General features: G+C 72.0%; 8 protein-coding genes and 1 pseudogene. 2 read left to right on the top strand and 7 right to left on the bottom strand.

Annotated elements, in window-relative coordinates; translation table 11 throughout:
- The 4 genes and pseudogenes from HF526_RS33210 to HF526_RS33225 form a co-directional block, all read right to left on the bottom strand.
- Positions 1-286 (bottom strand): annotated as a pseudogene (locus HF526_RS33210) (hypothetical protein); the annotation flags it as partial.
- 288 nt (positions 287-574) lie between these two features.
- The gene (locus HF526_RS33215) at positions 575-1987 is read right to left on the bottom strand and encodes a maltokinase N-terminal cap-like domain-containing protein (RefSeq protein ID WP_338051925.1); all 1413 of its coding nucleotides are present in this window, start codon (positions 1985-1987) and stop codon (positions 575-577) included.
- Positions 1984-3762 carry a maltose alpha-D-glucosyltransferase gene (gene treS / locus HF526_RS33220; protein ID WP_169385621.1) on the bottom strand — a complete coding sequence of 593 codons (1779 nt, stop codon included), beginning with the start codon at positions 3760-3762 and terminating at the stop codon, positions 1984-1986. The genes HF526_RS33215 and treS overlap by 4 nt, the downstream gene beginning before the upstream one ends.
- A 270-nt stretch (positions 3763-4032) precedes the next feature.
- Entirely contained in the window at positions 4033-6024 is a 1992-nt protein-coding gene (locus tag HF526_RS33225) for an alpha-1,4-glucan--maltose-1-phosphate maltosyltransferase (RefSeq protein WP_169385622.1), read from the bottom strand.
- A 376-nt stretch (positions 6025-6400) separates the two neighbouring features.
- Between HF526_RS33225 and glgP the strand changes: the two genes are divergently transcribed.
- Positions 6401-8944: an alpha-glucan family phosphorylase gene (gene glgP, locus HF526_RS33230; RefSeq protein ID WP_169385623.1), complete on the top strand. Its 2544-nt coding sequence runs from the start codon at positions 6401-6403 to the stop codon at positions 8942-8944.
- A 57-nt stretch (positions 8945-9001) separates the two neighbouring features.
- Here the strand turns inward: glgP and HF526_RS33235 are convergent, their stop codons facing one another.
- The 3 genes from HF526_RS33235 to glgX form a co-directional block, all read right to left on the bottom strand.
- Entirely contained in the window at positions 9002-9577 is a 576-nt protein-coding gene (locus tag HF526_RS33235) for a LysM peptidoglycan-binding domain-containing protein (protein ID WP_211178168.1), read from the bottom strand.
- 188 nt (positions 9578-9765) lie between these two features.
- On the bottom strand, positions 9766-9990 hold the full coding sequence (locus HF526_RS33240) for an FmdB family zinc ribbon protein (RefSeq protein ID WP_169385624.1): 225 nt from the start codon (positions 9988-9990) through the stop codon (positions 9766-9768).
- A gap of 52 nt (positions 9991-10042) precedes the next feature.
- Positions 10043-12055, bottom strand: coding sequence for a glycogen debranching protein GlgX (glgX, locus tag HF526_RS33245; RefSeq protein WP_338051926.1), 2013 nt, complete (start codon positions 12053-12055; stop codon positions 10043-10045).
- 110 nt (positions 12056-12165) lie between these two features.
- On the opposite strand from glgX, the gene HF526_RS33250 reads away from it, so the two are divergent.
- On the top strand, positions 12166-12914 hold a 749-nt coding region (locus HF526_RS33250), incomplete at its 3' end, for an ABC transporter ATP-binding protein (RefSeq protein WP_169385628.1).

The raw sequence follows: 12914 nt of genomic DNA on the forward strand, positions 1-12914 counted from the left end.
GGCGGGGGCGGCGGGCGGCGCAGGTGTAGGCACGGCGGAGTTCGCTGACGCCTCCGGACTCGTCGCGGTTGAGCCGGCCGGGAAGCGTCGGCAGGACGACGGCCCCGGCGGCGGAGAGCCGTGCCGCGCGTTCCGTGGTGTAGGCGTGGTCCTGCGGCCGCTGCGCATCGCGTTCGGCCGCCGAGCAGAACCCCCGCTGGATCGCGTCGGCCATGAGCTCGGTGATCTCCCGGCCGTCGCGCAGCCTGCGTGCGGCGTCGATGCAGGCCCGGGGGAGCGGGGCCAAGGGGGATCCCGTCGCGCACGACCGGTGCCGGTAGCCGCCGGGAGTGCGGAACGAGCAGGCGCAGGTCTGATGCCGGGAAGGGCCCGCCACGGCAGCGGCGGTACACGGTCTCGACCGGCACACCGAGGCGCACGAGCTCGCCGGCCCGGATGACGCCGTGCCACGCCGCCGCACGCAGCGCGGTGAGATCGGCCGCCCGTGCACCCGTGGCATGACGGCATCCTGATCCCCACGCCCCCGCCGGGGCCCGTTTCCGGGAATTCGATTCGATCAGGTTCTGGGGTGGGGTCAGGTGACGGAGTCGGTCTCGGTGGTGAGGCGTGAGATCGAGGCGAGCGGGATCGACACCCAGGACGGGCGGCTGCGGGTCTCGTACAGCACCTCGTAGACCGCCTTGTCCAGCTCGAACGCCCGCAGCACCGTGCCCTGCGCACGCGGGTCGGCGCCGGCCCGCGCGGCGTAGCCGTCGCAGAAGGCCGAGCGGTTGCGGGCCGCCCACTCGTTGGCCCGCCACATCAGCTGGGAGTCCTGGTCGGCGTCGAAGAGCTCGCCGGCTTCCCAGCTGGACACCTGATGGAACGCGGCGTAGTCGAACGACCGCAGCATCCCCGCGACGTCGCGCAGCGCCGAGTCGGGGCGGACCCGCTCGGCCAGCGGCTTGGCCGGCTCGCCCTCGAAGTCGATGAGCAGCCAGCCCCAGGGTATGCGCAGGGTCTGGCCCAGGTGCAGGTCGCCGTGGATGCGCTGGGCCCGGATCGGCGCGTCCGACGCCCCGAGCGCTTCGTAGGTGGCTCGGATCCGCTCGGTGTGCACGGCGAGCCGGGGAACCTCCACCGCGGTGGCCGCGAGCCGCGCCATCATCCCCTCGGCCACCTCGGCCGGATCCACCTGTGTCGTGCCCAGCGCGCGGGCGAGCTCGTCGTGCACGATCGCCACGGTCTCGCCCAGCCGGTAGGCCTCGCCCGCGAAGTCGCCGCCGACCTCGTCGGCGCGCAGGTCCGCCTCGGCGAGCAGGTCGCGGACGCTGGCCAGGGCCATCGCCCAGCCGTCGGCGGAGTTCGCGGCGAAGTCCTGCAGCATGCCCAGGGTGGCCGGCTGGCCGTCGAGGGTGCCCTCGACCGCGCCCTGCAGCGCGGCGACCTGCTCGCTGCCGACCGAGCGCAGCGCCCGGTGCAGCTCCAGGTCCGGGTTGCTCCCCGGGGCCAACCGGCGGAACAGCTTGAAGATCGACTTCTCGCCGTAGGCGACCGAGGTGTTCGACTGCTCCACCCCGATCACCCGCCCCCCGACGCCTTCCGGGATCTCGGCCCCCGGTTCGGGCACGAACCGGATGTCGCCGACGGTGAGCCCGGTGCGGATGGCGTCGAGCAGCCAGTCGGTGACCTCGTGGTCCCACAGCCCGTCATAGGCGATGTGCTTGTCGACCCGGCCGATCGTCACGTGTTCGAGTTCGGTGCGGACCTGGGGGCGGCGGGCCACCAGGAGCTGGTAGTGCTGCACCGGCCCGCCGTCGGTGAACTCGACGGCGAGCACGGTGTGGTCGAGCAGCAGGTCGTCCCCGCCGTCCCCGGTGATGAGCGGTGAGCTCGCGGCCACCGCGACCGAGCGCACCTGCCGACCTTTGGCGGCAAACCACCGTTGCCGGGCCAACCAGTCGGGCAGCAGGTCGGCGAGCTCCGAGGACGGCAGAGCCAGACTCACGTGGTCTCCTCCGGAGGGGTGATCGAGAACCAGTAGAACCCGTGTCCGGGCAGGGTGAGCAGGTAGGGCAGCTCGCCGATCTTCGGGAACGGCACGCCGCCGGTGAGCTCGCGTGGAGAACTACCCTGCCAGGCCGAGAGGTCGAGCTCCACCGGCTGCGGGAACCGGGACATGTTGTTCACGCACAGCACGGTGTCGTCGCCATAGGACCGGACGTAGGCGAGCACGGACGGGTTCGAGCCGCCCAGCTCGTGGTACTCGCCCATCCCGAAGGACGGGTGCCGCTTGCGGATCTCGATCATGTGCCGGTTCCAGTGCAGCAGCGACGTCGTGGAGTTCAGCTGCGCCTCGACGTTGACGGCCTGGTAGCCGTACAGCGGGTCCATGATCACCGGCAGGTAGAGCCGGCCCGGGTCGCAGGCGGAGAACCCGGCGTTGCGGTCCGGGGTCCACTGCATCGGGCTGCGCACCGCGTCCCGGTCGCCCTGCCAGATGTTGTCGCCCATGCCGATCTCGTCGCCGTAGTACAGCACCGGCGAGCCGGGCAGCGACAGCAGCAGCGCGGTGAACAGTTCGAGCTGGTTGCGGTCGTTGTCCAGCAGCGGGGCCAGCCGGCGGCGGATGCCGATGTTGGCCTTCATCCGCGGGTCCTTGGCGTACTCCGCGTACATGTAGTCGCGCTCTTCGTCGGTGACCATCTCGAGGGTCAGCTCGTCGTGATTGCGCAGGAAGATGCCCCACTGGGCGCCCGACGGGATGGCCGGGGTCTGGGCCAGGATCTCCGAGATCGGGAAGCGGTTCTCCCGGCGGACGGCCATGAAGATCCGCGGCATCAGCGGGAAGTGGAACGCCATCTGGCACTCGTCGCCGCCGACCTCGGGGTCGCCGAAGTACTCGACGACGTCACTCGGCCACTGGTTGGCCTCGGCGAGCATGACCCGGCCCGGGTACTCGTCGTCCATCACCTTGCGGCACCGCTTGAGGAACGCGTGCGACTCGGCGAGGTTCTCGCAGTTCGTGCCTTCGCGCTCGAACAGGTACGGCACGGCGTCGAGCCGGAATCCGTCGATGCCGAGGTCCAGCCAGAACCGCAGGACCTCGATCATCTCGTCCTGCACGGCCGGGTTGTCGTAGTTCAGGTCGGGCTGGTGGGAGAAGAACCGGTGCCAGTAGAACTTCCCGCGGACCGGATCGTAGGTCCAGTTCGACGACTCGGTGTCGACGAAGATGATCCGTGCGTCGGGGTAGCCGGAGTCGTCGTCGGCCCAGACGTAGTAGTCGCCGTACGGGCCCTCGGGGTTGCGCCGCGACTCCTCGAACCAGGGGTGCTGGTCGGAGGTGTGGTTCATGACCAGGTCGGTGATGACCCGGATACCGCGCTTGTGCGCTTCGTCGAGGAAGTAGACGAAGTCCTCGACGGTGCCGAACTCCGGCAGCACCGCGCGGAAGTCGCGGATGTCGTAGCCGCCGTCGCGCAGCGGGGAGTCGTAGAACGGCGGCAGCCAGAGGCAGTCGACACCCAGCCACTGCAGGTAGTCGAGCTTCTCGGTGAGGCCGCGCAGGTCGCCCATTCCGTCGCGGTTGGAGTCGGAGAAGGCGCGGACCAGCACCTCGTAGAAGACCGCGCGTTTGTACCAGTCGTGATCGACGTCCAGGGTTCGTGCGTGCGAGTACTCCTCGGAGGAGTGCACGGCCAGCACGTTGCCGGTGGTGTCCTGGTCAGCGGGGTCCGTGGCCGGGTCCGTGGCTGTGCCGGCCTGGGTGTCGATCGACATGGAGGTATCGCGTCCTACCGAGCGGAGATGAATGGCGGAGAGGGCATCGGCCAGTCGTACCGCGACCGGCGCCCCCGGTCAAAACGTGAACGAGGTCGTGTCAAGGGTATCCGTGGAGCAGCCGGCCGGTGCGACCGTGCCACCCGCGACGGGCCGGCCGATTCCGGCCGGCCCCAGGCCCGGGCCGCCGTCGCACGAGGCCACCGATGAGCCCAACACCGGCCGGCCGGCGATTGTTCCGCCGCCGGCCACCGGCCGGGGACCGGGGTGCTAGGCGGGGCTGGGCAGCTGCGGGCGGGGGACCCGGACGATGTGCGCGACGGCGTTCCAGGGCTCGAGGCGGACGTAGTTCCGCTCACCCCAGCGGAACGTCTCCCCGCTGACCTCGTCGTAGACCTCGACCGACTCGTTCGGCTCCAGCCCGAGCGCGGGCATGTCGAGGGTGAGCGTGCCCTCCACCGCGTCGTAGGAGTTCAGCGTGACCACCACCAGCACGGTGTCGCCGGTGGCCGGGTCGGTCCGGGAGTACGCCATCAACTGGTCGTGGTCGACGTGGTGGAAATGGATGTCGCGCAATTGCTGCAGTGCCGGGTGGGCACGCCGGATCTCGTTGAGCCGGGTGATCCACGGTTCCAGCGACTCGCCCCGATTGAGGGCGGCGTGGAAGTCGCGCGGACGCAGTTCGTACTTCTCGGAGTCCTTGTACTCCTCGCTTCCCGGCTTCACCGGCGCGCTCTCGTACAGCTCGAATCCGGAGTAGACACCCCAGGTCGGCGACATCGTCGCGGCCAGTGTCGCCCGGATGGCGAACATTCCGGGGCCGCCGGTCTGCAGCGACTCGTGCAGGATGTCCGGGGTGTTGACGAACAGGTTCGGCCGGGCCTCGTCGGCGCGCTGGGCGTGCATCAGCGCGAACTCGGTCAGCTCCTCCTTCGTCGTCCGCCACGTGAAGTACGTGTAGGACTGGGTGAACCCCAGGCGCGCGAGCCCGAACAACCGCGCCGGGCGGGTGAACGCCTCGGCCAGGAACAGCACGTCGGGGTAGCGGGCCTTCACCTGCCAGATCAGCCAGTGCCAGAAGTTCGGCGGCTTGGTGTGCGGGTTGTCGACCCGGAAGATGCGCACACCGTGCTCGACCCAGTGCAGCACCACGCGCAGTACCTCGGCGTAGAGGCCGGCCGGGTCGTTGTCGAAATTGATCGGATAGATGTCCTGGTACTTCTTCGGCGGGTTCTCCGCGTAGGCGATCGTGCCGTCGGGCCGCACGGTGAACCACTCCGGGTGCTCGGCGACCCAGGGGTGGTCCGGCGCGCACTGCAGCGCGAAGTCGAGCGCGACCTCCATGCCGAGGTCCTGTGCGCGGGCCACGAAGGCGTCGAAGTCCTCCAGCGTGCCCAGCTCGGGGTCGACCGCGTCGTGCCCGCCCTCGGCCGAGCCGATCGCCCACGGCGAGCCGACGTCGCCGGGCTCGGCGTGCACGGAGTTGTTGCGGCCCTTGCGGTGCACCGTGCCGACCGGGTGGATCGGCGGCAGGTAGACGACGTCGAAGCCCATCGACGCGACGCGGTCGAGTTCCTTCGCTGCGGTCACGAACGAGCCGTGCACGGCGCGGCCGGTCTCGTCGCGGCCGCCGGTGGAGCGCGGGAAGAACTCGTACCAGGACCCGAAGAGCGCTCGGGGGCGGTCGACGTAGACCTGCTGCGCGCGGCCGCGGGTGATCAGTTCACGCACCGGTCGCTCGGTCATGATCACGTCGACGGCGGGGAACATCGCGGGGGCGACGCGGGCGTGCAGCGGCAGTGCGGGGTCGCGCAGCGCGTTCGCGGCGCCGAACAGCAGGTCGCGGTTGGCACGCTCGGCGGGGCGGCGGCCGACGCGCTGCAGCAGCCGGGCGCCGATCTCGAGGTCATTCGCCAGGTCCTCGGCGCTCTGGCCGGCATCCAGCTTGGCCCCGACGTTGTGCCGCCAGGTGGCCCAAGGGTCGCTCCAGGCGTCGACGCGGAACGTCCACAGGCCAGGCTCGTCGGGGACCACGGTGGCGACGAAGCGGTCGGTGCCGACCCCGTCCGGGACCATCCGGACGTGCTCCGCGGCCCCCCGGCTGCCGAGCCGCTTCCACACCACGTTCGCCGCGACGGCGTCGTGCCCCTCCCGCCAGACGGTGGCGCGGATCGGGACCACCTCGCCGACCACCGCTTTGCTCGGATGGCGACCGTTCGCTACCGCAGGGCTCACATCATCGATTCCGAGCCGACCGGTCATCGGCGCCACCCCCAGATCCGGCACTGCCCACCCGTCGCGTCCGTCACAACGGTACCTACCCGCTTCGTCGCTGCTCGTAACGGGTGCGGCCTTCCGCGCAGCGTTTACAAGCAGTTCATCGACGATCACCGTTCGTTCGCCGAATCCTCGGCGCTCACTGGTTCACCCGGTGCGCCGAACGGAAACGTGACGTCCATTGGTGCCGCTCGAACGGGGGCCGGCGGTGCCGCCATTCGCACCATCGGCCGGAGTACCGGAATCGGGGAGCCGATCGGCGCCGGGGCCGCCGTGCCGCGACGGCGGCACATCCGGTGACCGGGCGAAACGGGGCGGGACTGAAACGATCTCGGCACCGATTCACGTACGCTGCTGCCGCGTGAGAGCCCTGCGCCGCTTCACCGTCCGCGCCCAGCTGCCGGAGCAGCTCGCGCCGCTGCAGACGCTGGCCACCAACCTGCGCTGGAGCTGGCATCCGCCGACCCAGGACCTGTTCGCCCGTCTCGACCCCGACGCCTGGGACCGGGCCGGTCACGACCCGGTGCGGCTGCTCGGGGAGATCCCCAGCGCGCGGCTGGCCGAGCTCGCCGCCGACGCCGAGACCGTGGTGACGGTGCGCGAGCTGGCCGACGACCTGGCCGCCTACCTCAGCGGCCCCCGCTGGTACCAGGACGAGCGGGAGGACGACCCGTCGCTGCCGGCCGCCGTCGCCTACTTCTCCATGGAGTTCGGCGTCAGCGAGGTGCTGCCGAACTACTCCGGCGGGCTCGGCGTGCTCGCCGGTGACCACCTCAAGGCCGCCTCCGACCTCGGCGTCCCGCTGATCGGCGTCGGGCTGCTGTACCGCTCCGGCTACTTCCGGCAGTCGCTGTCGCTGGACGGCTGGCAGCTCGAGCACTACCCGGTGCTCGATCCGCAGGGTCTGCCGCTGCAGCTGCTCGCCGACGCCGACGGCGCCCCGGTGCACGTCGAGGTCAGCATGCCCGCGGGGCGCACGCTCACCGCCCGGGTCTGGCAGGCCGCGGTCGGCCGGGTCCCGCTGCTACTGCTCGACTCCGACATCGAGGCCAACGACGCGGACCTGCGCGGGGTCACCGACCGGCTCTACGGCGGCGACCAGGACCACCGGATCAGGCAGGAGATCCTGGTCGGGATCGGCGGGGTGCGCGCGGTGCGCGCGTTCTGCCGGGTCACCGGGCACCCGGAGCCGGAGGTCTTCCACACCAACGAGGGCCACGCCGGCTACCTCGGCCTGGAGCGCATCCGGGAACTGCAGACCGGCGACGGGCTGAGCTTCGACGAGGCCGTCGCCGCGGTCCGTGCCGGCACGGTGTTCACCACGCACACTCCCGTCCCGGCCGGCATCGACCGGTTCCCGATCGACCTGGTGCGGCACTACTTCTCCGACACCCTGCTGCCCGGGGTGCCCGTCGACCGCGTGCTGGCGCTCGGTGCCGAGGAGAACCCCAGCATGTTCAACATGGCGCACATGGGGCTGCGTCTCGCCCAGCGCGCCAACGGGGTCTCCCGGCTGCACGGCGCGGTGTCGCGCGGCATGTTCGGCAGCCTGTGGAGCGGCTTCGACGCCGCCGAGGTCCCGATCGGTTCGGTCACCAACGGCGTGCACGGCCACACCTGGGAGGCCCGCGAGGTCACCGAGCTGCTCGGCGATCCGGCTCCGGGCGGCGAACCCGCACCCGGCCGGGAACCGGTGCCGGACGCGATGCTGTGGGCGCTGCGCAACACGCTGCGTTCCCGGCTCGTCGACGAGGTGCGCCGGCGGGTCCGCGCGGCGTGGCTGGAGCGCGGGGCGTCGACCCCGGAGCTCGGCTGGACCGACCACGTCTTCGACCCGAACGTGCTCACCGTCGGGTTCGCCCGCCGGGTGCCGACCTACAAGCGGCTCACCCTCATGCTGCGCGACCCCGACCGGCTGCGCGACCTGCTGCTCGACCCGCACCGCCCGGTGCAGCTCATCGTCGCCGGCAAGTCGCACCCGGCCGACGACGGCGGCAAGGCGCTGATCCAGCAGATCGTGCGCTTCGCCGACGACCCGGCCGTGCGGCACCGCATCGTGTTCCTGCCCGACTACGACATGTCGATGGCCCGCTACCTCTACTGGGGTTGCGACGTGTGGCTGAACAACCCGCTGCGCCCGCTCGAGGCGTGCGGCACGTCCGGGATGAAGTCGGCGCTCAACGGCGGGCTCAACCTGTCGATCCGCGACGGCTGGTGGGACGAGCTCTACGACGGTGCCAACGGCTGGGCCATCCCGACCGCCGACGGCATCGAGGACCCGGCCCGCCGCGACGACCTGGAGGCCAACGCGCTCTACGAGCTGCTGGCCACCCAGGTGGCGCCGGCGTTCTACGAGCGCACCGACGGTGTGCCCGAGCGCTGGGTGGAGCTGGTCCGGCACACCCTGGGCACGCTGCGCCCGCAGGTGCAGGCCACCCGGATGGTCCGCGAGTACGTGCAGGACTGGTACGCCCCGGCCTCCCGGGCGGCCGCCGGGATCATCGCCGACGACTTCGCCGCGGCGAAGGAGCTGGCCGGCTACCGGGCCCGGCTCAACGCCGCCTGGCCCCGGGTCACAGTGTCCGGGGTGGACGCTTCCGGGCTGCCCGACACCCCGGTGGTCGGTGCGCCGATGACGGTGCACGCCACGGTCGATCTGGCCGGGCTGGACGCGGACCACGTGTGTGTCGAGGCCGTGGTCGGCCGGGTGGACGAGTCCGACGACCTCGAGGACGCGGTGAGCGTCGCGATGAAGCACGTCGGCGGGACGGACGGCGCGAGCAGGTTCGAGGCCGTCGTGCCGCTGCCGCACGCCGGTCTGGCCGGGTACACGGTGCGGGTGCTGCCCGCGCACCCGCTGCTGGCCTCGCCCGCGGAACTGGGCAAGGTCGTGCTCGCGGGCTGACGCCTGCGGTGCGCGGTGAGTGGCGCGCGCGCACCACTCACCGCGCACGAGCGCAATTCAATCGGGGATCACCAGTTCCTGGCCCGGTTGGATGAGGTCCGGGTTGTCGATCCCGTTGGCCTGGGCGATCTGCGGGTACCGCCCGGCGTCGCCGTAGAACTGCTCGGCGATCCCCGAGAGGGTGTCGCCGGGTACGACGACGTAGGTCCGCGGCGCGGCGGGTGGCGGCGGGGCCGGTGGCGGCGGTGCGGCGGCCGCGGCGGCGGCCTCCTCGGCCGCCTTCTCGGCGGCGAGTTCGTCCTCGGTGAGGAACGTGTTCGGCGACCACACCGGCTTGTGGCCCGGCGCGTAGACGACGATGTTGCGGTCGTCCTGCAGGACCAGGGTCGAGTCCGGGTCGCCGGTGTTCGACGCCCACACGACGCCGTTCGAGTCCGTGTAGAGCACCAGATTGCCGTCGGCCTGCATGTCCGCCCGGACGGCACCGGAGCCCGCGGTGTTCGTGGCCCAGACCGGCCCGCCGGGTCCGGCCAGTTCGAGGTTGCCGTTCGCCAGGGTCAGGGTGTACTTGCCGTTCGGCGAGGTGAGCTGCTGCCCGTCGGTCAGGGACGCACCGCTCGTCAACGTGTCCACGCTGTCTCCGTCTCGGTGAGATCGTTCATGCCGCAGCACCGCGACGACCCGCCGATGGTCAGCGGCCCGGTGGTTGCGACGGGGCTCGGACAGGGCCCGAGGGGTCCATCGCCGCAGACGGTACGGACGCCTGGACAGGCGGGTGCGGAAGTTGTCCGGAAGGCTCTGATGGCGCCCGATGAGGCGGGTCAGCCGCCGCAGCACCCGCCGCCGCAGCACCCGCCGCCACCCGCCGGCGCCGCGGCCCGGGGCGCGCTGCGCGCCCCGGCACCGGCCAGCGCCACCGTGCTGAGCAGCTTGACGGTGTCGGTGTGCCCGGTCGGGCACGGTGCCGGGTCGCCGGAGGCGCTCATCGGGCGGTTGACCTCGAAGGTCGTCGCGCACTCCCGGCAGCGGAATTCATAGCGAGGCACGGCTCGCACGATACCGGCGCCGGGGGCGTGATCGGCAGCGCGCGGCGCGCGGTCAGGCCTGGCGGCGCATCAGCAGCACCGAGTACGGCGGCAGGGTGATCGTGGTGCCGCCCGGCAGCGACCGCATCGACACCGGCACCCCGTCGGCGACCGAGGAGTCGAGCACCGGCCGGAACCGCCCGCCCGGGGGCAGCGTGTAGGCCGCCGCGGCGCCGTCGGCGTGCAGCACCAGCAGCCCGTCGTTGACCAGCAGGCCGACGCTGCGGGCGCCGAAGTCGTGCCAGTCGCCGTTCTCCATCAGCCGCCCCGAGGGGTGCCACCAGGACGCCTCGGTGTCGGCGAAGAACCGGTCGCGGTGCAGGTCCGGGTGCGAGCGGCGCAGCTCGGCGACGCGCGCGGTGAACGCGGTCAGTTCCGCCGCGGTGCCGTCGCCGGGCGACCAGTCCACCCAGGACGTCTCGTCGTCGAGGCAGTAGGCGTTGTTGTTGCCGCCCTGGGTGCGCCAGCGCTCGTCGCCGCCGACGAGCATCGGCGTCCCGGTGGACAGCAGCAGCGTCGCGAGCATCGCCCGGGCCGTCGCCAGCCGCCGGGCCCGGATCACCGGCGACGTCGTCTCGCCCTCGACGCCGAAGTTCTGCGACCGGTTGTCGTCGGTGCCGTCCCGGTTGTCCTCGCCGTTGGCCTCGTTGTGCTTGTGCTCGTAGGAGACCAGGTCGCGCAGGGTGAACCCGTCGTGCGCGGTGACGAAGTTCACCGACGCCCACGGCCGCCGCCCGGACAGCGCGTAGATGTCCGAGCTGCCGGTCACCCGCGACGCGAGCTCGCCGATGCGGCCGTGCCCGCGCCAGAAGTCGCGGACGGCGTCGCGGTAGCGGCCGTTCCACTCCGACCACGCCACGCCGAAGCCGCCGACCCGGTAGCCCTCGCCGGTCGCGTCCCACGGCTCGGCGATCAGCTTGCACGTCGACAGCACCGGGTCGATGGCGATCGCGGTGAGCAGCGAGGCGTGCGGGTCGAACGCGCCCGAGCGCGGCCGGCCGAGCACGCTCGCCAGGTCGATGCGGAACCCGTCGACGCCGAACGCGGTGACCCAGTGCCGCAGCGCGTCGCAGATCAGCCGGATCACGGTGGGGGAGCCGGAGTCGAGGGTGTTGCCGCAGCCGGTGATGTCGGCGTCGTACCCGTTGCCGCCCAGCGAGTAGTAGGCCCGGGCGTCGAGGCCGCGGTAGGACAGCGTGGTGCCGCCGACCCCGCCCTCGCACGTGTGGTTGGGCACCATGTCGAGGATCACCTCGATGCCCGCGGCGTGCAGCGCGTCGACCATCGTCCGGAACTCGGTGAGCTCCGCGCCCGGCACGCTCGCGTACCCGCCGTGCGGGGCCATGAAGCCCAGCGTCGAGTAGCCCCAGTAGTTCGGCTTGCCACGTTCCAGCAGCGAGGGTTCGTCGGCGATCGCGGCCACCGGCAGCAGCTCGACCGCGGTCACCCCGATCCGGCGCAGGTGCTCGATCACGGCCGGGTGCGCGAGCCCCAGATAGGTGCCGCGGTGCTCCGGCGGGACCTCCGGATGCCGCTTCGTGTAGCCGCGCACGTGGAGTTCCTGGATCACCGTCTCCGACCACGGCACGTCGGGGCGGGTCCGCGGCGCCACCGAGAGCGGCGCGGTGACCACCGACAGCGGCACCGAGCCGAGCGAGTCGACGGTGCTGGGCGGCCCGGTCATCGGGTCGTCGCACCAGCCGCGGGCCGCCGCCAGGTCGGTGACCCGTCCGGTGATCTGCTCGGCGTACGGGTCGACGAGGATCTTCGCCGGGTTGGCGCGCACCCCGTCCCACGGCCGGTACGGCCCGTGCACCCGGTAGCCGTAGCGCTGGCCGGGCCGGACGCCCGGGACGGTCCCGTGCCACACCCCGAAGGTCCGCTCGGTCAGCTCGAACCGCCGCTCGGAAAGATCACCGTCGGGACCGTCCACGAGGCACACCTCGACCGCGTCCGCGCTGGTGGAGGCGACCGCGAAGCGGGCCCCGTCGTCGTCGACGTGGGCACCCAACGGGAAGACCGGCACGATCGGCCAGGATAGAGCCCGTGGCCTGGCCCGAATCGCCCTCTGAGTCCATCGTCACCGCCGCCACGAACGGCGCTGTCGATCCCGATCTGACCGACCTCGTCATCCGCATGGACGGGGTCGGTGTGCAGCGCGGCGCGACGTCGCTGCTCGCCGACGTGAATTGGTCGGTCGAGCTCGACGAGCGCTGGGTGGTGCTCGGCCCCAACGGTGCCGGCAAGACCACCCTGCTGCGACTCGCCGCCGCCGAGCTGCATCCCACCGCGGGGTCGGTGCACGTGCTCGGCGAGCGGATGGGCCGGGTGAACGTCTTCGAGCTGCGCACCCGGATCGGGGTGACGTCGGCCAACCTGGGCCTGCGCATCCCGGGCGACGAGATCGTCAGCGACGTCGTGGTCAGCGCCGGCTACGGGGTGCTCGGCCGCTGGCGGGAGCGCTACGACGCCACCGACACCGACCGCGCGCGCTACCTGCTCGCCGCGCTGGGCATCGAGCGTCTCGCCGGCCGCGAGTACCGCACGTTGTCCGAGGGGGAGCGCAAGCGGACGCTGATCGCCCGGGCCCTGATGACCGACCCGGAGCTGCTGCTGCTCGACGAGCCTGCCGCCGGGCTCGACCTGGGCAGCCGCGAGGACCTGGTCGGCCGGCTCTCCGCGCTCGCGCTGGACGCGAACGCGCCCGCGTCGGTGCTGGTCACCCACCACGTCGAGGAGATCCCGCCCGGGTACACGCACGGCCTGCTGCTGCGCGGCGGCCGGGTGGTCGCCGCCGGCCTGCTCGACGACGTCCTCACCGACGAGAACCTGACCGACACCTTCGGTCTCCCGCTGGCCGTGCAGCGCCGCCGCGGCCGCTACAC

Origin of the sequence: Pseudonocardia acidicola, assembly GCF_012911935.1 — a bacterium.
GTDB lineage: Bacteria > Actinomycetota > Actinomycetes > Mycobacteriales > Pseudonocardiaceae > Pseudonocardia > Pseudonocardia acidicola.